The organism is Chryseobacterium sp. II3a, assembly GCF_057815135.1.
The window spans coordinates 146,746-170,747 of the sequence record NZ_JBYPZJ010000001.1 but is presented as its reverse complement, the minus strand read 5'-3'; the positions used below and the strand labels follow the sequence as shown (position 1 = coordinate 170,747).

At 34.7% G+C, this 24,002-nt stretch carries 18 protein-coding genes; 6 read left to right on the top strand and 12 right to left on the bottom strand.

Annotated elements, in window-relative coordinates; genetic code table 11:
- Positions 1 to 69 precede the first annotated feature (69 nt).
- From AC3HD6_RS00795 to AC3HD6_RS00745, 11 genes are all read right to left on the bottom strand, one after another.
- Positions 70 to 1,362 (bottom strand): nucleotide sugar dehydrogenase, encoded by a 1,293-nt coding sequence (locus AC3HD6_RS00795; RefSeq protein ID WP_488894629.1) that lies wholly within the window; start codon positions 1,360 to 1,362, stop codon positions 70 to 72.
- Positions 1,363 to 1,430: 68 nt separating this feature from the next.
- Positions 1,431 to 2,252 carry a polysaccharide biosynthesis/export family protein gene (locus AC3HD6_RS00790; protein WP_488894628.1) on the bottom strand — a complete coding sequence of 274 codons (822 nt, stop codon included), beginning with the start codon at positions 2,250 to 2,252 and terminating at the stop codon, positions 1,431 to 1,433.
- A gap of 37 nt (positions 2,253 to 2,289) precedes the next feature.
- Positions 2,290 to 4,218: a polysaccharide biosynthesis protein gene (locus tag AC3HD6_RS00785; protein WP_488894627.1), complete on the bottom strand. Its 1,929-nt coding sequence runs from the start codon at positions 4,216 to 4,218 to the stop codon at positions 2,290 to 2,292.
- Positions 4,219 to 4,529: 311 nt separating this feature from the next.
- Positions 4,530 to 4,994, bottom strand: coding sequence for a regulatory protein RecX (locus AC3HD6_RS00780; RefSeq protein WP_488895334.1), 465 nt, complete (start codon positions 4,992 to 4,994; stop codon positions 4,530 to 4,532).
- Positions 4,995 to 5,044: 50 nt separating this feature from the next.
- Entirely contained in the window at positions 5,045 to 6,310 is a 1,266-nt protein-coding gene (glyA, locus tag AC3HD6_RS00775; protein ID WP_488894626.1) for a serine hydroxymethyltransferase, read from the bottom strand.
- A gap of 151 nt (positions 6,311 to 6,461) precedes the next feature.
- Positions 6,462 to 7,364, bottom strand: a complete 903-nt coding sequence (locus tag AC3HD6_RS00770) for an NAD(P)/FAD-dependent oxidoreductase (RefSeq protein WP_488894625.1) — start codon at positions 7,362 to 7,364, stop codon at positions 6,462 to 6,464.
- A 114-nt stretch (positions 7,365 to 7,478) separates the two neighbouring features.
- Positions 7,479 to 9,002, bottom strand: coding sequence for a glycosyltransferase family 39 protein (locus tag AC3HD6_RS00765; RefSeq protein ID WP_488894624.1), 1,524 nt, complete (start codon positions 9,000 to 9,002; stop codon positions 7,479 to 7,481).
- A gap of 131 nt (positions 9,003 to 9,133) precedes the next feature.
- Positions 9,134 to 10,345, bottom strand: a complete 1,212-nt coding sequence (locus AC3HD6_RS00760) for an efflux RND transporter periplasmic adaptor subunit (protein ID WP_488894623.1) — start codon at positions 10,343 to 10,345, stop codon at positions 9,134 to 9,136.
- A gap of 99 nt (positions 10,346 to 10,444) precedes the next feature.
- Positions 10,445 to 11,716: an ABC transporter permease gene (locus tag AC3HD6_RS00755; RefSeq protein ID WP_488894622.1), complete on the bottom strand. Its 1,272-nt coding sequence runs from the start codon at positions 11,714 to 11,716 to the stop codon at positions 10,445 to 10,447.
- Positions 11,717 to 11,809: 93 nt separating this feature from the next.
- Positions 11,810 to 13,042 (bottom strand): ABC transporter permease, encoded by a 1,233-nt coding sequence (locus tag AC3HD6_RS00750; protein WP_488894621.1) that lies wholly within the window; start codon positions 13,040 to 13,042, stop codon positions 11,810 to 11,812.
- Between the two features lie 77 nt (positions 13,043 to 13,119).
- On the bottom strand, positions 13,120 to 13,809 hold the full coding sequence (locus AC3HD6_RS00745) for an ABC transporter ATP-binding protein (RefSeq protein ID WP_488894620.1): 690 nt from the start codon (positions 13,807 to 13,809) through the stop codon (positions 13,120 to 13,122).
- Between the two features lie 424 nt (positions 13,810 to 14,233).
- Here AC3HD6_RS00745 and AC3HD6_RS00740 point away from each other — a divergent pair, with 424 nt between their 5' ends.
- The 4 genes from AC3HD6_RS00740 to AC3HD6_RS00725 all read left to right on the top strand — a co-directional run bounded on the left by AC3HD6_RS00740 (position 14,234) and on the right by AC3HD6_RS00725 (position 19,238).
- A complete protein-coding gene (locus AC3HD6_RS00740) occupies positions 14,234 to 15,208 on the top strand; it encodes a ribonucleotide-diphosphate reductase subunit beta (protein ID WP_041461620.1) in 975 nt (324 codons plus the stop codon).
- Positions 15,209 to 15,308: 100 nt separating this feature from the next.
- Positions 15,309 to 15,599: a hypothetical protein gene (locus AC3HD6_RS00735; RefSeq protein ID WP_488894619.1), complete on the top strand. Its 291-nt coding sequence runs from the start codon at positions 15,309 to 15,311 to the stop codon at positions 15,597 to 15,599.
- 56 nt (positions 15,600 to 15,655) lie between these two features.
- A complete protein-coding gene (locus AC3HD6_RS00730) occupies positions 15,656 to 17,314 on the top strand; it encodes a ribonucleoside-diphosphate reductase subunit alpha (RefSeq protein ID WP_068944408.1) in 1,659 nt (552 codons plus the stop codon).
- A 292-nt stretch (positions 17,315 to 17,606) separates the two neighbouring features.
- Complete coding sequence (locus AC3HD6_RS00725) at positions 17,607 to 19,238, top strand: bifunctional metallophosphatase/5'-nucleotidase (protein WP_488894618.1); 1,632 nt, start codon at positions 17,607 to 17,609, stop codon at positions 19,236 to 19,238.
- Positions 19,239 to 19,307: 69 nt separating this feature from the next.
- Here AC3HD6_RS00725 and AC3HD6_RS00720 read toward each other — a convergent pair whose 3' ends face one another.
- Entirely contained in the window at positions 19,308 to 22,511 is a 3,204-nt protein-coding gene (locus AC3HD6_RS00720) for a TonB-dependent receptor (RefSeq protein WP_488894617.1), read from the bottom strand.
- A gap of 205 nt (positions 22,512 to 22,716) precedes the next feature.
- Here AC3HD6_RS00720 and AC3HD6_RS00715 point away from each other — a divergent pair, with 205 nt between their 5' ends.
- Complete coding sequence (locus AC3HD6_RS00715) at positions 22,717 to 23,607, top strand: DUF72 domain-containing protein (protein ID WP_488894616.1); 891 nt, start codon at positions 22,717 to 22,719, stop codon at positions 23,605 to 23,607.
- 132 nt (positions 23,608 to 23,739) lie between these two features.
- Positions 23,740 to 23,970 carry a hypothetical protein gene (locus AC3HD6_RS00710; RefSeq protein WP_488894615.1) on the top strand — a complete coding sequence of 77 codons (231 nt, stop codon included), beginning with the start codon at positions 23,740 to 23,742 and terminating at the stop codon, positions 23,968 to 23,970.
- Positions 23,971 to 24,002: the final 32 nt, after the last annotated feature.

Genomic DNA, 24,002 nt, shown 5'->3' with positions numbered 1-24,002 from the left:
TTTAGTTTTAAATTTTACAAATTGTTAAGTTGTTATATTTAACAACAGTTGTTAATTAGTTTTCTAATTTTAGAGTCTTGCGTCTACTAAACTTCTATCGATACAAGCTTTAGTGTCAAAAATAACACTATCTTCCTTTTTGATTTTTTCAAAATCTAGTGTGAGAAATTCTCTGTGGGATACAGCAATGATAATTGAGTCATACTTTTTATTTTCTTCAAGTTGATCCAAAATAATGATACCATATTCATGCTTGACTTCCTCTCTTTCCGCCCATGGATCAAAGATATCTACGTCTACGCCATACTCTTTTAATTCATTATAGATATCAATAACTTTTGTATTTCTTACATCAGGGCAATTTTCCTTAAAAGTTACTCCTAAGATTAAAGCCTGAGAATTTTTGATAACATTTCCTTTGTTAATAAGTAGTTTTATCACTTTTGATGCTATAAATTTCGCAATTGAATCATTTACTCTACGACCTGATAATATAACATCTGGATGATAACCTAGTTGTTCCGCTTTGTGAGCCAAATAATATGGATCTACGGAAATACAGTGTCCCCCAACAAGTCCAGGTTTATATTTTAGAAAATTATACTTCGTTCCTGCTGCTTCAAGAACATCACTGGTATCAATTCCCATTCTATCAAAGATGAGAGCCAATTCATTAACAAAAGAGATATTTACATCTCTTTGAGCATTTTCAATTGCTTTTGAAGCCTCTGCTACTCTAATACTAGGTGCTTTATGAGTACCTGCTATAATTATTTTTTTATATAATTCGTCAATTTCCTGTGCTATCTCATCCGTAGAACCAGAAGTAACTTTCATTACACTGGTTAAGGTGTTTATTTTATCACCAGGATTGATTCTTTCAGGAGAATATCCTACAAAGAAATCCTCATTAAATTTTAGACCTGAATATTTTTCCAGAATTGGTACACATTCTTCTTCTGTACATCCTGGGAAAACAGTAGATTCATATATAATTATATTTCCTTTCTTAATAATTTCTCCCAGCATCTTTGAAGCGGTGAGCAATGGGCTCAGGTCTGGGGCATTGTATTTATCAATAGGTGTAGGAACTGTTACAATAAAAACATTGCACCCAGCAATTTCCTGAATATTACTTGTTCCTCTATAGCCAATATTACCATTCGATTCATTATATCGTACTAAACTTTCTTTAAGTTTATCAATATCTGCTTCTAATGTGGTATCGTGACCATTATTAAGTCCATTAATTCTTTCCGTATTAATATCAAAACCCAAAACCGGATAATGATGAGCAAACTCCAAAGACAAAGGTAATCCTACATATCCTTGTCCAATAATGGCTATATTATATGATTTCATTCTTTTGTGATTCTTTACAAATAATCAAAATTAACAATACTATTTTGATAATTTAGTTACCGTAATTTTTATTTTTTAAATAAACCTATAACAACAGCAATAGCTGTAACACCAATAGAAATAGCACTCAGATAAAGTCCCGTATTCGGATTCTGTCTTGATGCAATTTCTTTTGCTTTAGTTGACTGAACAATAATGGCATCGCCTTGCTTTAAATTATAAAACGGAGAGTTAATTAAATTAGCATCCTGTAAGTTAATTCTACCATGAGTAACTGTTCCATTTTCAGTCCTTACCACTAATACATCTGTTCTTTTTCCATATCCTGTTAAATCACCAGCAAGTCCTAAAGCATTCAAAATAGTTGCCTGTCCGTTAGTAATTGTATAGTCTCCTTGTCTGTTAACCTCTCCAAGTACTGTAATTTTAAAGTTAGCCAATCTTACACTTACAGTTGGATTAATAACATATTGGCTTACTTTTTCTTTTAGTTCATTTTTAATATCAATCAAAGTTCTATCTGTTGTACTAATTGTACCAATAACTGGAAAATCTATATTACCATTATTATCTACAATATAGGTAGGTCCTGATAATGTACTTATTCCCTGATTAGGCATATTTCCGCCTGCAAAGGCATTACCACTCTGAATCATCTCAGAGGAAGAATAATTCTGATTAAATGGCCTTACGACATCCATATCTTTAGCGGTAATAAGGATAACCAGTTGATCTCCTGTTTGAATTGTATTACGAGAATTTTTTGCAGATGATTCAATAGCCACCTGTTCTATATTCTGCATATAGTTTAAATCATTCTGAACATTATCTTTTACCTTACATGATATTAATAAGAGTATAGAAAACAGCCCTAATATTCTACTTTTCATATTTTAAAATTGTACAAATATACATTTATATTTTTTCCTATTTATCCAAAACCTCGTAGATGGAATTATTACTTATAAATTCCGGTACAATAAGCTTTAAAATCTTCACAACTTCTACTTTTTCCTGCATTATAGAGGCTTCCGTTATCTGATTCACCAACCGTTCTATTTCGAAAAACGACATTGTAGGATCTTTAGAAATCATGATTTTTTCATTGTGGGTAGGAAGTGTTTTAGCATTATCGCTCAGCAGTTCTTCGTATAGCTTTTCCCCCGGTCTCAATCCTGTATAAATAATCTTGATATCAATATTAGGTTCAAAGCCTGATAGTTTAATCATTCTTCTTGCTAAATCAAGAATTTTAACAGGTTCTCCCATATCAAAAACGAAGATCTCTCCCCCTTGCCCCATAGTTCCAGCCTGAAGAACAAGTTCACATGCTTCAGGAATCGTCATGAAATATCTTACAATATCAGGATGGGTGATTGTAACCGGACCTCCTGCCTCTATCTGTTTTTTGAAGTGAGGAATAACGGATCCGTTTGAACCCAGCACATTTCCAAATCTTGTGGTAATGAATTTTGTAGTATTTCCTTCAGCATGTTGTAAAGATTGAACAAATAATTCTGCTGCTCTTTTGGAGGCGCCCATTACATTGGTAGGATTTACCGCTTTATCTGTTGAAATCATTACAAATCTGTTTACCTTGTAACGGCTGGACAAAACAGCAATATTCTTTGATCCTAAAACATTGACACGAATTGCCTCATTAGGATTATCTTCTACAAGTGGAACATGCTTATAAGCTGCAGCATGATATACCATGGAGAAGTTATACGTTTGGAATAACGGCTCTACTCTATGGATATTAGATACATCAGCCAATACAAACTTGAATCTGATGTGAGGAAATTTTTCCTTCATTTCAAGTTCAATATCATATAAAGGGGTTTCAGCCTGGTCTAAGACAACAATCAAAGATGGGGTAAACTGTGCAACCTGTCTTATGATTTCACTACCAATAGATCCTGCACCACCTGTAACTAAAACATTTTTACCATAGTGTCTGCTTTTAACCTCTTCATTTTCAATTTTGATTGGTTTTCTGTTCAGAAGGTCTTCAATCTGAAGATTTCTAATAGAACCACCAAGGTCACTGTCTCTTAATTTTTGTACAGAAGGAGCTTTAAAGACATTCAGATCTTTTTCCAGAAATAAATTCACCCATGAATTCATTTCATTTTTAGACATCATTTCTTTTACTATAATTACTCCATCAATGACTAAATCATCTTTTGTACTGAGTTCAATTCTCTCTTTAGTATAAATTGGCTTACCCAAAAGTGATGCTCTTTTTGAATCAGATCTCTGCGTCAAAAATCCAACTACATGATAAGGAAGATTTGGATTATCTAAAATAGCTCTTGCGATTGCTATTGATTGCTCATCAATACCTAATACCAAGATTCTTTTTTTCAAAGTACTCCTTCTATATTCTCTTACAATGTGAAAAAACTCTTTCACATATAATCTAAAGAGAAATAACCCCATGAAAGAGATCACAAAATATAAAACCAGATAAGGAGCTAAAATAAACTTTCCGCCTGTAGTCCAAAAGTATATCAGATTGATTGTAGCAACCACAAACATTGTACTAAAACATGATACAAGCAATTTGAACAAATCTATGAAAGTAGAATGCCTGATAATCCCGGCATATGTTTTAAAGATATACATAAAGAAGGTATTCACCAATATGATAAAAGCAAAAACAATACTTTTATCTTCATGGTAAATAAATTCCTTTTGTGTAATTTTTTCAATAATATAGGTAGAAAGGAATAGAGATATAACCAGAATAACAATATCTATTACTAATATTATCCATCTAGGAAGATATCTTACGTCTGAGAGATTGACAACATTATCTCCTCCAAATACTTTTTTTCTAAGAGAATTATACATTGTCTATATTTGTGTTCATATTTTTAATTCGTGTAAGATTCAATTATCCACCAATGATAATTTCGATACAATCATGCAAAAATAAAATAAAATTTTATTCCTTCACTGAAATCAAAAATAAATTTGATGTTTAACTATTTTCTGAAATCATTAAGAGTCAGTCAATAGAGCAAATGATTGACAAAAATCATACCATAAAAATTCAGCAAAGAGTGATATTTGTGAATAATTTGCCTCTTTTTTTATAACTATTTGATCTTTATCTTTTTTAAAAGTCTAAAATAATTATGATTTTAAAACTTAATTAATATTTAGTCAAAAATATCATTTATTTTCTCATATTCAAAACCTCTGCTCATCAAATATTTTATAGTTTTTGCTTTTTTTTGATATTCCTGTAGTCCCTTTTGCTTAGAAGAATAGTCTTCATAGATTCTTGTAATGGTTTTGGTATAATCATCTTCATATATTTCATCAAAACACATACTAATCATCTTTTCAGAAATCTGCTTTTGTTTAAGATTCATTTTGATTTTATTCCTTCCCCAGTGTTTAATATAAAATTTTCCTCTGATATAGCTTCTGGTAAATCTTTCTTCATTAAGATAGTTTTCATTCATCAAATAAAGGATAATTTCCTCCTTTGCCTCATCAATCAATAAAAACTCCCTCATTTTTTGTTCTACCTCGGCATGACAACGATCCTGATACACACAATAGCTTACCAGTTTCTGCTTAATTTCATCAAAAGTAAAAGACTTCTTTTCCATGTGGATAAAAAAAGAATGAGCTTCCGCCCATTCTTTATATTATATTATACTATTTATTAGTAGTTGAATAACGCTTTTCCTTCCATTAATGCATTAACATTCTTTCTCACAGATGCAAGAACTTCTTCATTTTTGATATTGTCTACTACTTCAGAGATTAATCCCGCAATAGTTTCCATATCATTTTCTTTAAGCCCTCTTGTTGTGATAGCAGCTGTTCCCAGTCTGATACCAGATGTTGTAAATGGAGACTTATCATCAAAAGGAACCATGTTTTTATTACAAGTAATATCAGCAAGCACTAATGCTTTTTCTGTTTCTTTACCATTTACGCCTTTATTTCTAAGGTCTACCAGCATTAAGTGGTTATCTGTTCCTCCACTCACGATATCAAATCCTCTGTCGATCATTGCTTTTGATAAAGCTTGTGCATTAGCCTTAACCTGTTTTGCATACGTTTCAAACTGACCATCCAAAGCTTCTCCGAAAGCAACCGCTTTACCAGCGATCACATGCTCTAACGGACCACCCTGAATTCCTGGAAATACAGCTCCATCCAATACCTGGCTCATCATTTTTGTTTCTCCTTTTGGAGTTTTGTGGCCGTAAGTATTTTCAAAATCTTTCCCCATCATAATCATTCCTCCTCTTGGACCTCTTAATGTTTTGTGAGTCGTAGTGGTTACAACGTGGCAGTGTTCAAATGGTGAATTCAATAATCCTTTTGCTACTAAACCTGCAGGGTGAGCAATATCAGCCCAAAGAGTCGCTCCAATTTCATCAGCGATTTCTCTGAATTTAGCATAATCAAGATCTCTTGAATACGCCGAGAATCCAGCGATCATCATTTTCGGTCTTTCTCTTAAAGCAACTTCTCTCATTTGGTTATAATCGATAAGACCTGTTTCTCTTTCTACTCCGTAAGAAACTACTTCATACTGAATTCCTGAGAAGTTAACAGCAGAACCATGAGTAAGGTGTCCACCCATTGAAAGATCCATTCCCATGATCTTATCTCCTGGTTTCAAAACAGCAAGATAAATGGCTGCATTCGCCTGAGATCCAGAATGTGGCTGTACGTTCACATAATCTACACCGAAAAGTTCTTTCGCTCTGTTGATCGCTAATGTTTCAACCTCATCTACAACTTCGCATCCACCGTAATATCTTTTTCCGGGATACCCTTCAGCATATTTATTTGTCAGTACACTTCCCATTGCTTTCATCACATTTTCAGAAACAAAGTTTTCTGATGCGATAAGCTCTAATCCATGGGCCTGTCTTTGTCTTTCCTTTTCAATCAGGTCGAAAATAATATCCATTTTACTTTTAGTTTTTGAAATTTTTCACCCCAAATGTACGGATTTTTCGTTGAGATTTTGGTATGGATAAAAATGATTTTAAGCACTAAATAATGAAATATCCGAAAAACAATCAAATCTTTTACATCATTCAATTGTATAAAGTAAATCTCTAAAACTCTTCTTCCGAAAGTTCCTTATTTACCATGGCTCCAGCAAAATTACCCTGTGCTACAGCATTAGCTACGGACCTCATCATGGTTGTATTATCTCCACAGGCAAAAACTCCGGGAACAGAAGTTTTCTGCATAAAATCTACTTTGATAAATCCATGTTCTGTTAACTCACAAGCCAATTCAGATACATCAATATTCTGTTCAAAAGGAATTTTCGCATACAAAGCTTTTAAAGAAACTTCATTCCCATTTTTAAATATAATTTTTTGAATATTTCCGTTTTCATGTTCAAGTTTCACAATTTCATCTTCATTAAGGTTGATTGTATTCTGCTTTAATTTTTCAACCTGCTCATGGGTAAGTTTAGTTTTTCCGTTAGTAAATAAAGTAAGTTCTTTCGTCAAATTAAAAACAAGTTTAGAAAATTCGTAAGCTAAATCTCCATCAGATAGAATTCCTGTTACTTCATTTCTTACCTCATAACCATGGCAATATGGGCAGTGTATAACAGAAATCCCCCAACATTCTGTAAATCCATGAATATCAGGCATTGTATCCTTTACTCCTGAAGCCAAAATGATTTTTTTAGCATAAAATGTATCTTCGGAAGATAGTTCTACAGAGAAGCCATTAGTATTTTTGGCTACTCTTATCACTTTACCATCATAAAACTGAATACTGTCATACTTTTCTACATCCTTTTTCGCAAGTTCTCCTATTTCTTTTGGCGTTTTTCCATCATGAGTAACAAAATTATGTGAATGCGGGGTCTGTCTGTTACAGGGTTTCCCGTCGTCTATAATCAAAACATTCCTCAAGGATCTTCCCAATGCCATTCCTGCTGATAAACCAGCATAGCTTCCTCCTATGATAATAACATCAAAATTTTTACTTTGCATATTTCAGTTGAGATATAATTTATTAAGGAGATAAAATTACAATAAATCCAACTAACGCAATACAGTTGCATTAATATTTTTTTTTAATTTGCTAAGAAAGTTTCAAAATTGAATTTATTTTTTCCATTGATCTTTCATATTATCAATCTCATCCTGAAGTCTCTTTCGTATATCTATATTGGCATCTTCAAAACTGAAAATAACTGTTCCTTTTCCTCTTGCATAAGGGCTGGTAACAGAATCTGCTATTGCAGAATGTTTAAAAAGAGCTCCTGTCTTTTCAAGTTCATCTTCTGAGCTATCTTTAATTCTAATTAGATTTTTGTATTCCTTACTTAAGTCAAACCAGTTGATATAGTCGGCATTAAATGAAACTGCCTTTACACCCTTTTTTGAGTAAAAATTAATTGCTCCCGCCTGTCCATAATTATCGCAAAGCACTAAAGTATTCCCGGATTTTGATAATTGTGAGTATTGTTTATCTACTTTATGTGCTAGTTCTTTCCATCCCAGCATATCAGCAAAATCCTGAGGTAAGGAATGATCTTTACCATCTTCCCAACGCAGGAGCCCCAATTTTTTATAATTTTCAGGATTTTTCACTATAGATTCTGGAGTTTTGTTAGGAAATGCCAAATTATATATTGGCAAAAACAAAAGGATAGGATGTAGAAGACAAACTGGTTTTAGAAACCTTTTCCATCCACTATTTAAAATATTCTCAAGGTAAACAGCACCGAATCCAATGTATATAGGATAAATACCTACAGCATAATAATCTTTTGCCCTAAAAAACATAAATACTGCTATGGTAATAATATATCCCCAGAAGAAAAACCTAATTTTTTCAAAAGCTTTATAAAACAATAATGCATAAAAGCCAAACAGAATAACAAACGTGACACCAATAAAGAATAAAAGCTGAGATTTCAAAAAGTCAAATCTGTTAACATTCACCAATTGAAATTCGGAAAGCTCTTTCATATGGTGAATTACCGGAAATCCGTTATTAAACTGCCAGACAATATTGGGGAGAATAATTATTAATGCTAAAAGTGCAGCTCCATATGTATGCGAATTTACAAAAATCCTTCTTTGTTTTGTTATGAGAAGTGCAGGGATAAATCCTAATGCAAGAAAAGCAATATTGTATTTGTTCAAAATTCCGATTGCAAAAATGCCCCCGCCCCAATATAACCACTTTACTTTTTCTGTATTGACGTATTTTATCAGAATGTAGAAAAAAGAAGTCCACAGCAAAACATCCAATGAATTGGGCTGATAAAGCATATTTAATCGGAGCAGCGAAGATAACAATAACCCTAGGGTGGCCAGAATACAGGCAAAAATACCCCCTTTTAATTCCTCAATAGCTTTCCAGACAATAACCATCGTTAATGCTCCAAATAAAGCTGGAAAAAATCTAATCCAAAATACAGAATCTCCCAATATTTTTATAAGCCACGATATCCATGAGCTTACGGGAGGAACAGAGATATACCCCCAGGCAAGATGATTACCTTGGTCTAAGTGCAAATATTCATCTCTTTGCAAATCATATTCAGGGTTTACCAAGGAATATTGAAGAACAAATTTCACAATGACAAAGAGGATCAAAATTAGGTAGCTTTTCTTCATAGTTTGATTTATAATTAAAAATAAGACATTTCAAACTTCTGATTTATTACATCAATATAATATCTGGCTTTTATAAAAAAATCCCGAAGTATACTCCGGGATCTAACAGTTTAAAATGTATAGTAAGTTTATTATTTTGCTTTTGCTTTTTCTTTCAACTCTTCTTTGTCTTTATCAGAAGGATTCCAAACTTTCACTTCAGAATCTTTTGTAATATTGGATCCCGGAAGAATTTGAACATTAATTCCGTCGCTCGCTCCTAGTTTAATATATACTTTTTTAAATTTTCCATCTGCCTGCTTTACTTCTACAAAAGGAACATCTTTTCCTTGCTTCTTTTCATACTGAACTAAAGATTCATCCAGTAATAAAGCATTTTTCTGTGAGCTTAATACAATTTCTCCATTCGCAGAGAATCCGGCTCTGATATATTCATTGTTAGGATTATCTACGTTTCCTTCTACCGGGAATTTAATGGTTCCTGCATTATCTTTTCCTTTTGGAGCAATCATGGTTAGCTTTCCAGGGAAAGTTTTATTCTGTAAGGCACCGATTACAATATTCATATCCATTCCTTGCTTTAACTTTCCTGCCTGCGCTTCATCAATTTCTCCTTTGAATATCAGAGAATTTAGATCGGCTACTGAACAAATGGTTGTTCCTGCATTAAAGTTATTCGCTTCAATTACCTGACTTCCCAATTTTACAGGGACTTCAAGAACGGTTCCTGAAGCTTTGGAACGGATTTGTGTAGTTGCTAACCCTTGCCCCTGAAGTTCAGGAGTAGCTCCGGTTTTAGCGATCTGTAATCTTTTTTGTGCTGTATTCAACTGCTGCTGAGCATTTTTCAAGGTCTGCTGCTGGGAGAATAGCTGCTGCTGAGCATTAAGGAACTCTTGTCTGGAAGCTACACCTTGATTATACAATTTATCCTGCATATCAAACTGCTTCTGCATATTTCCAACATTCATCTGTGCATTGCTTATCTGAATCTGTGCATTCTGAACTTCCTGCTGAGCTGCATTCACTTCAGAAATACTTGGTACAATTTTCACTGTAGCAATCAGCTGGCCTACTTCCACTCTATCACCTTCCTTCACTAAAATTTTATCGATAATCCCAGTAATATTGGGTTTAATTTCAATTTCTTCCTTTGGAACAATTTTCCCAGTGGCCATTACCTTATCATCCATATTCTGGATACTAGGTTTACGGGTAAGGAAAGCCTCGCTTTCTTGGGAATTTGATTTTATAAGATAACCGATCCCTGAGAACAATGCCACTGCAAATAAAAGCCCCAACACTATATAAATGGCTTTTTTCCAAGTGAATTTCTTTTTCATATGTATAGTTTATTTTTTATTAAAAAGATTGAATGATTTAAAAATTAAAAGATGATTCTTTTTATTTTTAAATTTTCAAATTATTTCATTTTCAAATTATTACTCTGTCCTTAATGCTTCAATCGGTCTGATTTTAACCGCTCTCTGTGCAGGGATCATCCCGATAATTAAACCTAATATTACCATTACTGCCATGGCAGCAAATACATTTCCGTAGTTTACCGTTGGATTATAAAAAGGAAACGAATCCTGTCCCTGAGTGGCTATATTTAAAATCATCAACACAAAAATCCCAAACATAAATCCTAACAAACCAGAAGAGAGTGTGATCACAACACTTTCCAATAAGATCTGATTTCTTACTTCAGCCGGTTTTGCTCCCAATGCCCTTCTGATTCCGATTTCTTTAGTTCTTTCTTTTACAGTAATCAAAAGAATGTTTGAAATGGCAATCACCCCTGCCAGAATCGTTAATGTTCCTACAATAATGGTTAAAAGCTGCATTCCGGTAAGGAAACCTGTCAGTTTTTTAAACTCTTTCGCCACGTTTGCACTTCCAAATGCATTGGTATCCTCAGGAGACACTTTATTTTTTGATTTTAATATTTGTTTTATCTGATCTTCCAATACATTAAGGTTAGCATTAGGCTTTCCTACAATAGCAAACAAATCAATCTGCTCCCCAGCGTTAAACATTTTAGTATAGGTGGATAATGGGATAAAAGCACTCTGATCATTTTCAAAACCACCTCCTTTTTTCACTCTGAAAACTCCAATTACATTAAAGAATAAGCCTTTAATATTGATGGATTTTCCAATTGGGTTTTCATGCTTCTTGGAATCAAAAAGGTTCTTATAGATTTCTTCTCCAATAACCACTACATTTTTATTTCCTGAAACGTCGGCATCATTGATATAGCGTCCGTAAATAAGTTTCTTTTCTGAAATTTTATTTCCTACTGAATAGTCTCCAGTAAGAGAATAGGTTGCACTTTTCCCGTTTCTTGACATGGATTCCCCTGGAGTCCCCGTGAAACTTCCTTTTGCATTTTGTGGTGATATATAATCAATATCTGTAAGTTTCTTTTTCAGCATTTCCATATCAGACAAATTCAAATGAACGTCTCTTCCTTTTGGAAACCCGTCATATGGGATTGATGTTTTCTGCGCCCATAGGAAAATGGAATTGGTAGCAAATCCGGAAAACAATTTATCAAAACCATTTTCCATTCCTTTTGCTGCCCCAAGAAGGCTTACATACAAAAACATGCCCCATCCTACCCCAATCATGGTAAGAAATGTGCGGAGTTTATTATTTCTCAATGAATAATAAATTTCCTGCCAAGTATCTTTTTTAAATATGATATTCACCTTTCTGAATTATAAATTATTAAAAGTTGTAAAAGAGTAAATCAACAAACTGTTATCATTACTTCATTTTCAAATTATTTTATTTTCAAATGACTATTCTGTTCTCAATGCTTCAATCGGTTTAATTTTTGAGGCTCTGTATGCCGGAACAAATCCCGCAACCAACCCAGAGAAAACCAATGCAATAAATGCCATAAAGATGGATCCCCACCCGACACTCGGATTCTTAATGAAAAACTCTTCAAGGCTGTCACCGATCAGACTTAGGGTTAATACCCCAACTCCTATTCCCACAAATCCCGAAACTACAGTAATAACCACACTTTCCTGAACAATCAATGCAACAATTCCTGCCGGTTTTGCTCCAATAGCTTTTCTTACTCCAATTTCTTTGGTTCTTTCTTTAACGATATACACCATGATGTTACTGATCCCGATGATCCCTGCCAATAATGTCCCCAATCCAATAAACCCAACAATTGCTGTAAGAACTGCCATAAAGGTGAAAGTATCGTTCATATTTTTGGCATTATTCCATACACGGACTCCATTTTCGTCATCAGGAGAAACATTTTTTCTTGCTTTTAATTTATCTCTCAGTTCGTCGCCATATTTAATAGCATCCTGAGGGTTAAGTAATTTATCATTATAAGCTATATAAACCGTGTTTACAGTATCAGAACCTTTCTTCATCTGCTGTAAAGTGGTAATAGGTACGGTAATATGTCTTTCGTCTCTGTCTCCGCCATCATCTGAAAATACGCCTACTACTTTAAACATTGTTCCATTGATATCCAGTTCTTTCCCTATGGAACCTCCGTTTTTAATAAGGTCCCTCTGAACCATCCTTCCGATAACTGCTACATTTTGTTTTCTTGCTAAATCAAAAGAGTTAATGTATCGTCCATCAACAAGTTTTCTGTTTTCAATAACCTGTTCTCCAGGTTCTGCACCGTGTACCTGATACAGTCCACTTTCTTTACCATATTTTACCATTAAATTGGTAGCATATCTTGGGCTGGCTGCTCCTACTTTTTCTTTATCTGTATTCACCAGGAAATCGTAGTCATCATTATTCATGTTTACTGTTCTGTCAGACTGTAATCCTTTATAAGCTAAAGTTGTTTTTCCTGTATAAATGGTAATCAAATTTTTAGCATCTCCTGCAAACCCTTCTGAGAAAGCATTCTGAAGCCCTTTTCCTATTCCAAAAAGTACAATGAAAATAAACAGTCCCAAAGCCACCGTAAATCCCGAAAGTACCGTCCGAAGTACATTACTACGGATAGAACTGAATATTTCCTGCCAACGATCTAGGTCAAACATTTTTATTAGTATTAAAAGATTGAAAAATTAAAATCATTTAATTTTCAAATTATCTCATTTTCAAATTTTCAAATTGCTTAAAGCACAATCTGTTTAATAAACTCATCACTTTCAATGATCCCATCCTTCAGCACTACATTCCTTTTCGTCTGTGCAGCTACATCCGGTTCGTGGGTTACCACAATGATTGTTTTTCCTTCATTGTTAATATCCTGAAGAAGTTTCATAATATCATGGGTGGTTTTTGAGTCCAATGCTCCTGTAGGCTCATCCGCCAACACCACTTTCGGATCAGTGATAAGAGCTCTTGCAATGGCAACTCTTTGTTTCTGCCCTCCTGAAAGTTCATTAGGAAGGTGATTGGCCCATTGGGTAAGACCTACTTTCTCCAGATATTCCAATGCTTTCTGATTACGTTCCTTTCTTGGTACATTCTGATAATATAATGGAAGAGCTACATTTTCAAGTGCTGTTTTATAACTGATAAGATTAAAAGACTGGAAAATAAATCCTAAAAATTTACTTCTGTATTCCGCAGCTTTTACTTCAGACAAATGCTCGATAGGAACACCATCCAGCTCATAAGTTCCTGAATCTTTTTCATCCAGAATACCAATGATATTCAAAAGAGTAGATTTTCCGGAACCAGAACTTCCCATAATGGAAACAAACTCTCCCTCTGAAATATTCAGATTGATCCCCTTCAAAACATGAAGCTTGCTTTTTCCTGTATCGTATGACTTGTGTAAATCCTGAATTACTAACATTAAGTGATGTATGTTTTATACCCAATAAGTAGATGATATTTCCAAATTGTTACAAGAAAGAAAATTTATTCAAATATTTTTTTGTTTAACACTTTACTCCTTTATTTAAAATAGTTTATAAAGTTCCGTTTAACTGTAACTTGGGTTTTCCATGTATTTATCCCCTATATTGCCTTCTAGCCTATTATTCGAGCCAGTTTCATGTAAATGTGGAAAACTTTTACAGCTAAAAGTCAGTCTATTAGTATTTACCTCTTTCAAAATCAGTTCTTTTTTTCGAACTTTGTCATTAGATTTTGCTCAGAAAAGAAAACTTGCAGTGTGAATAACTTAAATTCACAACCATCACAAAAACAAAAAGTTAACCCCCTTCTGAACATTATCCACATAGATCTGAATTATTTAATTATAAAGATATTTTAATATGGGAATTTTTGATAAGAGAGTAAGCTATAAGCCATTTGAATACCCTGAAGTTCTACAATTTGTAGAAGCCATCAACAAATCGTTCTGGGTACATTCGGAAGTGGACTTTACTGCAGATGTACAAGATTTTCATTCGCAGTTGGAACCACATGAAAAGCATGCTGTGAAAAATGCGCTATTAGCCATTGCACAGATCGAGGTGTCTGTAAAGACATTCTGGGGGAATTTATACAACCACCTTCCGAAACCGGAGTTCAATGGGTTAGGATCTACTTTCGCAGAATGTGAGTTCCGTCATTCTGAAGCATATTCCCGTTTATTAGAAGTATTAGGATATAATGATGAATTCCTTAATGTAATTGAAATTCCTGCTGTAAAGGGTAGAATTGAGTTCCTTGGAAATGCTTTAAAACATGCCAACTCTGCTACTCCTAAAGAATATGTTTCAGCATTATTGTTATTCAGTATCCTGGTAGAAAACGTTTCTCTTTTCTCTCAATTTGCCATCATCCTTTCTTTCACAAGATTCAAAGGCTTCATGAAAAATGTTTCCAACATTATTGCATGGACTTCTGTAGATGAGCAAATTCATGCTAATGCAGGAATCTACCTGATCAACAAAATCCGTGAAGAACAACCTGATCTATTGACAGACAGCGATATTGAAGATATCTATACCCTTGTGGATGAGTCTATCGCAAGAGAAGGAGACATCCTAAGCTGGATCTTTGAATTAGGAGAAATTGATAACGTATCTAAAGAAGATCTATTAAACTTCATGAAGTACCGTGTAGATGACAGCTTGAAGAAAATCAACATGAAAACAAGATACAACATCACTCCGGAGCAATACAGACCAATGGTATGGTTCGAAGAGGAAGTTTTTGCCAATTCATTAGATGATTTCTTTGCAAAAAGACCAGTGGATTACACGAAACACGATAAGAGTATTACAGCAAACGACTTGTTCTAATGTAAAGGCGCGAGCGAAGCGAGCGTCAAAACAGATCGTATTAGGATAATTGTATTCCTTATACTTCAAACAAGAGTTAACTTAATAAACACAAATAACAATGATTAATGTAATGGTAAGCTATACTGTAAAACCTGAATTTGTTTCATCAAATAAGGCCAATATTCAAAAGTTTTTAGAGGATTTTAAAAACCTTGATCAATCAACATTTGAATATAAGGTTTTCGTAAAAGAAGATGGCATTACATTTCTACATTATTCAAACTACATCAATGAAGATATTCAGCATGAAGTTTTGAATGTTCCGTCTTTTAAGGAATTTCAAAGAGTAAGAGATGAAAGTGGACTGAACGACTCTCACAAAGTAGAATTTTTACAATCAATAATATAAAAAAAACAAGATTCCGGAGTGACAGCCTCATTCCGGAATTCGAAAATATAACATCTATGGAAGAGCAAAATTCAAATATATGGTGGCTCAACGAAGAGTCTGAGCAGATGCTGAACAGAGGATATCTGTTGAAAGGTGAAACGGTAGACGGAGCTATCGACAGAATTACCACTGCTGCTGCGAAAAGGTTATACAAACCAGAACTTCAGCCAGCTTTCAAAGAAATGATCACAAAAGGATGGATCAGTTTCTCTTCGCCTGTATGGGCTAATATGGGAACAGAGAGAGGTCTTCCTATCTCTTGTTTCAATGCTCACATTCCGGACAGCATTGAAGGAATTACTCATAAAATGGGTGAGGTGATCATGCAGACAAAAATCGGAGGAGGAACTTCAGGATATTTTGGGGAACTAAGAAACAGAGGTACCGCTGTAACAGATAACGGAAAATCTTCCGGAGCAGTTTCTTTCATGAAACTTTTTGACACAGCAATGGATGTTGTTTCTCAGGGAGGCGTAAGAAGAGGAGCTTTTGCTGCTTACTTAGATATTGACCACGGAGATATTGAAGAATTTTTATCCATTAAAGATATTGGCAGCCCTATTCAGAACCTTTTCACCGGAGTATGTGTTCCGGATTACTGGATGCAGGATATGATTGATGGTGATATGGAAAAACGTAAAGTTTGGGCAAGAGTATTGGAAAGCCGTCAGCAAAAAGGTCTTCCTTATATTTTCTTTACCGATAACGTAAACAGAAACAAACCACAGGTATATAAAGACCTTGGAATGACAGTAAACGCAAGTAACCTTTGTTCTGAAATCATGCTTCCTTCTACCATGGAAGAATCATTTATCTGCTGTCTGTCTTCCATGAACCTTGAATTGTATGATGAGTGGAAAGATACAGATGCTGTTAAATTAGCCGTTTACTTCCTGGATGCTGTATTATCTGAGTTCATTGACAAAACTGAAGGAAACTACTACCTACAAGGGGCAAGAAATTTCGCAATGCGTCACAGAGCTCTTGGGCTAGGAGTTTTAGGATATCATTCTTATCTACAAAAAAATATGATTCCGTTTGAAAGCTTTGAGGCGACTCAGTTCAATGCAAGAGCATTCAGACATATCAAAGAACAAGCTGAGCAGGCTTCAAGAGAATTAGCTAACATCTACGGTGAACCAGATGTTCTGAAAGGATATGGATTAAGAAATACCACTACCATGGCTATTGCTCCTACCACTTCAAGTTCTGCGATCTTAGGACAGACTTCTCCTGGAATTGAGCCTTTCTCTTCTAACTATTATAAAGCAGGTCTTGCTAAAGGAAACTTTATGCGTAAGAATAAATACCTGGCAAAACTATTAAAAGAAAAAGGATTAGATAACGAGGAAACATGGAGAACGATCATGTTGAATCACGGTTCTGTACAGCATCTGAATGAGCTTACTCCTGAAGAAAAGGCAGTATTCAAAACATTCAAAGAAATCTCTCCAATGGAAATTATTTCTCAGGCTGCACAAAGACAGCAATATATTGACCAGGCACAGTCTCTGAACCTTCAGATTCCATCTACAATGCCTGTAAAAGATGTAAACTATTTATATATTGAAGCCTGGAAAAAAGGAGTAAAAACACTTTACTACCAAAGAAGTTCTTCTGTTTCAAAAGAAATGATGGTGAACTTTGTATCTTGTTCAAGCTGCGAAGCATAAGATCAAATAATAAATAAATATATCCGCAAAAGCATGCCTGATAGGCATGCTTTTGCTATTTCTAACAGTCTTTAAAGGTTATTCTATTTTATCATTCCGGATTTCTCCCATTCCTGCTGTTATATGTTTATCTATTGAAGATATTTTTTGATCTGTTTTTTTCGTACATTACACATAAGTATTTCATTTTAAATAATTTACATTAAAGAAAATACTATTTTAAACCCAATATACTACTGTATTTTTTATTTATATAACACAAAATGAATATTTGAAACTAAAAAAACAAATTATGAGAAAAAAAATTTTAATGTTTGCATGTCTTATTTTCTTTTTAATAGGATGTGAAAGCGATTTTATGGATCACAAGGGCAACAATCAGGAAGGTGAGATCATTACCCTTCTTCAAACTGGCGACATCCATTCTTATTTGGATTCCCACCCGGAATTATTTGTCAGCAATAATTCTATTATTTTCCGGAAATCGGTTGGCCTGGCAAATATCAAAACCCTGATAGACAAAATCCGCAATACTAATCCCAATGGTACTATATTAGTTGACGGAGGTGACCTGATTCAGGGAAGTGGAGAAAGTGTATACTCTAAAGGACAAATTTTCCCTCCGCTGATACGCGAAATGAAGTATGTTGTACTTATTCCCGGAAATTGGGAAGTAGTGTATGGCAAACAGGCAATGATTGACGTGATGAGCGATTATAAAACGAATGTTATTGCAGCCAATATGTTTCATAAAGAAAATAACAGTTTTATTTTTCCTCCTTATTGGATTACTGAAAAAAAAGGGATAAAAATAGGATTTATCGGTTACAATGACCCTGAAATTCCTATTCGTCAAAACCCTGCTTTTAGTGAAGGCATAAAGTTCACTGAAATAGAAAGCAATCTGAAAGAGCTGATTACAGAGCTTAAAGAAAATAAAAAAGTGGATGTTCTGTTTCTGGTTACCCATATCGGGATTTCCAAGCAGGTCCTTCTTTCCAATAACCCTGCCGTTGAAGGAGTCGATTTTATATTGGGTAATGATACCCATGAGCGAATCAGAAAACCCATACAAGGTAAATACGCCAACGTAATTGAGCCTGGTGCTTTTGGCTCATTTGTAGGAAAGTTGGATTTGAAAATTAAAGCAAAAAAAATGATTGGTTATAATTATGACCTGATAGAAGTGAATCCTTCTAAATATCCTCCCAACCCAAAAATGCAATATCTGGTTGATCAGGCCAAAGCGCCTTATAGACAGGAAATGCAGCAGGTATTAGGATATACCTCTACCCCTATATATCGATATCTGGTGGTGGAAAATCCTATGGACAATATGATTACTGATGCATTATTATGGAAATCCGGAGCTGATTTTTCCGTTTCCAATGGATTCCGTTTTGGAGTTCCGATTATCCCGGATCAAACTGGTAAAAAAGCCATTACCAAAGAGGATCTCTGGAGAATGCTTCCTGTGGATGAACGGATAAAAATGGGGGAAGTTACCGGCCAGCAGATTAAAGATTGGTTGGAAAAAGAAATTAATAATGTTTTTTCCAAAGACCTTTCCAAACGTTTTGGAGGTTGGCTGGTCCGTTTTTCAGGAATGACCTTGAAATTTGACAGCTCTAAAGACATAGGAGACCGTATCCTGAAAATAACGATAAAAGGAAAGCCTCTGGATCTGAATGCTACCTATAAAATGGCAACATTTAACCGAACCGGTGAGCCCATGAACGTATTATGCAGGCTATCAAATGCCAAAAATGTAATTATAAAAGATTACACGCTACATGATACTATGGAAGAATATCTGCAGACAAACGGAACGGTCAGCCCTAAGCTGGATGGGCGATCCATTGCAGTTGATTTAGGAACTAATGCATTTTCACAGCTTTCAGGAACAGATTATGTCTTCCGATAAATTTTCTAATAAAAAAGGCCCGGAAAGAAAATCCGGACCTTTGAAAGAAGTATAGTAAAAAAAGAGTAATTAAAAATTATATCTTACCCCTAGCTGAGCTTGAAACCTTGAAGCAAACTGATCAATGGTATAAGCTGGGCCTGGTGTTTTGAAATTATAAGTAGGATCTCCAGCTGATGGCTGCCCTGATGCGATATTTCCAGCTTTGGTAAGCCCTACACTTGCTGTAGAATTGAATGTATTCGGTACAAAGTATACTTTACCCCAATCCTTATTCAATAAGTTAGTGAAATTGATGATACTTAAAGAGATCTGAAGAGTGTTTTTAGATTTTTCACTCAGTCTGATCTCATCCATGATTCTGATATCTGCCTGAATATTCCAAGGTGTTGTATCACCATTCCTTTCCGTAAACTTTCCTCTTCTTGATTTCAGATAATCATTGTTATTAACGAAGTTCTCATAATCAGCAACTTGCTGCTGGGCACTTACCACTATGTTTCCTGATCCATCTTTTATAGGGACAATATATTTTGCAGCTTCAGCAGCATCTTTAAAGATATAAGCAAGACCTGCTGCCTGTCCCGTATTGGCGATCGTACTGTTTACAAATCCCCAAGAAAAAGGATTTCCTGATTGTGCATTAAAATATACATTCGTATACAACTTATTGGATTTGGAAATATTAAACGCATATCCAAGATTAGCTACGATCCTGTTTTTGATAGCAAAATTAGAAGTTGTCAATTGAGGATCATTAGGAGTCAGCGATTGATTCATCTGCCAGTTACTTTCCATTGAGTTTCTGATACCGTTTGTAATATCTTTTGCATCACCATAGGTATAGGCTGCAAAGAAATTAAATCCGAAATGATATGATTTTGAAATCTGAGCGGTCAGGTTGTAACGATATCCTTCCTTTGTATTAGATAAAAGGTAAGCATTAGAGAACTTACTATTGATATTGGTTGTGTAAATTGGCATTTCATGATTCACATCATAACTGTAATATGTTACATTATCCGTTTTATTCACCTGCTGGAATTTCAGATCATAAAGTACTTTCGTATAAATACCTTCCAAAGTCAATTTATATCCGGCAACAGTGTAATCCAATGCCAGAGAGCTTCTCCAAACTCTTGGCATTTTAAAATTGTTATCAATAAGGTCAACCTGTACTTTAGATGCCTTTGGGTCTTTGGTTGGATTCTGCCAATTCGGAAGATTAGTTCCTACCAATGGATCTCCATACTGTGCAATCTGTGCTGTTGTTGGCCCATTGATATCATAACTTCCAAAGCCAACTCCATCATTATAATAAGCATATCCTAACCACGCAAACGGAATTCTTCCTACAAAAATACCGGAACCTCCTCTTAATACTACAGATCTGTCTTCTGTAACATCAATGGTAAATCCAAGTCTTGGAGATAATGTTGGTTTGTTAAGATAATTGTTGGTCAATTGGCTCAACGGGGTATAGCTATAAGTATTTCCTAAATTAGGATCCTGAGGAGATTGATTCACCAATGGACTTAGCTGTGGCTTATTAGGTAAATCTGTATAATCTACTCTTATCCCTGGCGAAAGCCTCACTCTTCCCCAATTGATCTCATCCTGCAGATATAATGAAAGAAGGTTGACTTTATATTGAGCATAAGGATTGTCAAAAAGGTCCTGCCTGCTATTTCCGCCAAAAGGATAAGTTCCTCTTACTCTTGCAGGGGTACCATTATAAAAATCGTTTAATGATTTATAAGATATTCTTCCGTTTAAGGCATTTACAAAACCATAATTGATATTGTATAACTCATTGTGAGTTCCTAACAAGAACGTATGATTTCCTGTTTTATAAGTTAGGTTATCTGTAATTTCAAAAGTCTTCTGTTTCATATTGAAAACAGTGGCTTCCCTGTCATTTCCTAACAAAATAGTTCCCCCATTATGCGTAATCTCAACCTGTGGGAACATAGCATTACCAGAAGTGGGATCTCTATAATCGTGAATAGAAGAATACCCAACCACCAAATTATTATTCCATTTATCATTAAAACGGCTTTTCAACTCAAGTGTAGTGGTTGATGCCGTGTTTTTCTGAACAAAATCCATACTGGAAAACCTGAAATTAGCACCATCTCTTTCAAGGTTGGATGCCTGAGAAAAGACTGTATTATTTTTGATGGATAAAATATGTTTATCATTAATCTTCCAATCTAACTTATTAAAAAGCTTTGCACTTTCAGAAAAGTTATTATATGCATTAAAACTTCCTACATTGAACCCATATTTCTTTTGTACAAAATCTGATATTTTTTGGGCTGTAGACTCATCAATCAATGCATTAGGATCGTTTGCATTATAAAATATGGGGTCTACCCTTTTCGTATACTCCAGGTTTGTAAATAAAAACACTTTATCCTTCACTACTGGCAGCCCTACTCTTCCACCATAAATAAAATCTGAGAAGTCACTTGGCATTTTAGAATTATCCCCCACTCTGTTTCTTCCTGTGATCGCAGCATTTCTTCCATACACATACAAGGAACCTGTTACATCATTACTTCCGCTTCGGGTCACCGCATTGATACTTCCGCCAAGAAAATTTCCAAGCTTTACATCATAAGGAGCAATATACACCTGTACATCCTGAATAGCATCCAAACTGATTGAATTGGAACGCGTACTGCTTCCAGGCATCCCTGAAGTCCCGGTCTGTCCTCCTAAAGAGGGGCTGAAACCAATTGCATCGTTGTTGATGGAACCATCAATCGTAACGTTGTTATAACGAAAATTGGTGCCATTAAAAGAGTTATTGGCACTTTGAGGAACTAATTTGGTAACATCCTGAATTCCTCGGTTGATATTAGGAAGTCCTGAAATTTGTGCCTGGCTGATCCCAACTCCGTTTTTTACAACTGTTTTTTTAGAAGTGATCTTCACCTCATCAATGGTCTTTTCTTTGTTTCCAATTTCTACCACTGGAAGATCATTACTTCCTAATGAAAGCTGTAAATTAGGATTTTCATAAATAACCTGTGACCCGTCAGATACTTCCAATTTATAAGGACCTCCCGGCTGAAGATTATCTAAGCTAAACTGCCCTTTACTATTGCTTTTGGTTTCAAAGGTACTATTGGTAGGAACGTGTACTACCTTTATCGTAACTTCAGAAGAAATTCCTTTTAGTCTTCCAAAAATTCTAGAGCTGGTTTCCTGTGAGAATGCAAATCCAAAAGATAATAAAGCAAAAGCACAGATCAATTTTTTCTTCATATTTTTAATGCTACAAAACTTGTCACAAAATTAGATCGAGCAAAAATGAAGTATGGTAACATAGAATTAACATTGCGTAACATAAAGTTTAATATTTCCTTAAAAAAAACTTAATATCCATCACCATCTGTTCCCACATTTTATATTCTTTCTATGAAAATTACAGCAAAAAAATGCTTAATTTTAAACATTAAAACAGCTTAATATGAAATTCGGACAAGTAGAAGACCCTTCAAAAATAGACTTCACCCTTCCCAAAGATCATTCCAGAACCAAGGAAATTTTGAGCCTTAATAAAAAAGGACTGGAAAATATTTCGATCGGATGTGCCAAATGGAACAAAACAGATCTTAAAGGGTTTTATCCTAAAGGAATCAAAGATGAGCTGACCTATTATGCCACCCAATTTAATTCCATCGAACTCAATGCAACCTTTTACGGAATGCCTACCCCGGAACAGGTAAAAACATGGAAGGAAAAAACTCCCGAAAACTTTAAATTCTTCCCTAAAATCACCAATACCGTTTCTCATTTCAGAAGACTGATAGACGTTACAGATCCTGTTACTCATTTTGCGTCTGCTGTTATCAATTTTGATGAAAAAATGGGAATGGCTTTCCTTCAGCTTCATGATAACTTTAAGCCAAAAGATTATGACAGATTGGAAAAATTTGTAAAAGAATGGCCTAAAGAAGTTCCTCTTGCCATAGAACTCAGAAATACGGAATGGTTTACCAATGAAGAAATCCTGAATACAACCTGTGAACTGTTTGAAGCTTACAATATCACCAATATCATTGTAGATACTGCCGGAAGAAGAGATATGCTTCACATGCGTCTTACCACTCCCAATGCGTTTATCCGATATGTAGGAGCCAATGCAGAGAGTGATTATGAAAGATTGGATGACTGGTTAAAACATCTTACCCAATGGAAAAAAGAAGGCCTCCAGAATCTCTATTTCTTCGTTCACCAGAACATTGAAAAAGCTTCCCCTCTCCTGTCAGCTTACTTCATCAAAAAAATGAATGAAGAGTGGAAAACAGACCTTCATATTCCTAAAATGGCCACTGAAGGTACTGGAACTTTATTTTAGTTAAAATTTTAAATAGAATAATTTTAATTTACTGCTTATATTGCAATAAATCACTTTTCATAACGTAAAAATTTATAAATTAGAGTATGTTCTGTTCTTCATTAATAGGACATACTTAAAAAAATAAATGTCATGAAAAAAGAAATTTGCAAAATCAGCATCTCGAGCAATTGGCTTGGAGATGAATATATCTTCTATGAGGATCGTACGATAAAAAGAGTGTATGACAACCATAGTCTGAACTCCAACAAAACAGAATGGCTGGAACCTCAACAGATCAGTAAACAAAATAAAGATAAGTTAATAAAAGGCTGTCCTGAAGAGTTTAAAGAACAAATCATGCATCTTCTGGATTATCCTTAAATAATAAACTCTCGCAGATTTTGCCAATAAAA

Excerpts from the sequence above, each read along its gene's own strand:
- AC3HD6_RS00710 (WP_488894615.1), top strand. The coding sequence starts at position 23,740 with ATGAAAAAAGAAATTTGCAAAATCAGCATCTCGAGCAATTGGCTTGGA.
- AC3HD6_RS00715 (WP_488894616.1), top strand. The coding sequence starts at position 22,717 with ATGAAATTCGGACAAGTAGAAGACCCTTCAAAAATAGACTTCACCCTT.
- AC3HD6_RS00785 (WP_488894627.1), bottom strand. The coding sequence starts at position 4,218 with ATGTATAATTCTCTTAGAAAAAAAGTATTTGGAGGAGATAATGTTGTC.
- AC3HD6_RS00735 (WP_488894619.1), top strand. The coding sequence starts at position 15,309 with ATGATTAATGTAATGGTAAGCTATACTGTAAAACCTGAATTTGTTTCA.
- AC3HD6_RS00750 (WP_488894621.1), bottom strand. The coding sequence starts at position 13,042 with ATGTTTGACCTAGATCGTTGGCAGGAAATATTCAGTTCTATCCGTAGT.
- AC3HD6_RS00790 (WP_488894628.1), bottom strand. The coding sequence starts at position 2,252 with ATGAAAAGTAGAATATTAGGGCTGTTTTCTATACTCTTATTAATATCA.
- AC3HD6_RS00765 (WP_488894624.1), bottom strand. The coding sequence starts at position 9,002 with ATGAAGAAAAGCTACCTAATTTTGATCCTCTTTGTCATTGTGAAATTT.
- glyA (WP_488894626.1), bottom strand. The coding sequence starts at position 6,310 with ATGGATATTATTTTCGACCTGATTGAAAAGGAAAGACAAAGACAGGCC.
- AC3HD6_RS00745 (WP_488894620.1), bottom strand. The coding sequence starts at position 13,809 with ATGTTAGTAATTCAGGATTTACACAAGTCATACGATACAGGAAAAAGC.
- AC3HD6_RS00760 (WP_488894623.1), bottom strand. The coding sequence starts at position 10,345 with ATGAAAAAGAAATTCACTTGGAAAAAAGCCATTTATATAGTGTTGGGG.
- AC3HD6_RS00740 (WP_041461620.1), top strand. The coding sequence starts at position 14,234 with ATGGGAATTTTTGATAAGAGAGTAAGCTATAAGCCATTTGAATACCCT.
- AC3HD6_RS00770 (WP_488894625.1), bottom strand. The coding sequence starts at position 7,364 with ATGCAAAGTAAAAATTTTGATGTTATTATCATAGGAGGAAGCTATGCT.
- AC3HD6_RS00795 (WP_488894629.1), bottom strand. The coding sequence starts at position 1,362 with ATGAAATCATATAATATAGCCATTATTGGACAAGGATATGTAGGATTA.
- AC3HD6_RS00720 (WP_488894617.1), bottom strand. The coding sequence starts at position 22,511 with ATGAAGAAAAAATTGATCTGTGCTTTTGCTTTATTATCTTTTGGATTT.
- AC3HD6_RS00725 (WP_488894618.1), top strand. The coding sequence starts at position 17,607 with ATGAGAAAAAAAATTTTAATGTTTGCATGTCTTATTTTCTTTTTAATA.
- AC3HD6_RS00730 (WP_068944408.1), top strand. The coding sequence starts at position 15,656 with ATGGAAGAGCAAAATTCAAATATATGGTGGCTCAACGAAGAGTCTGAG.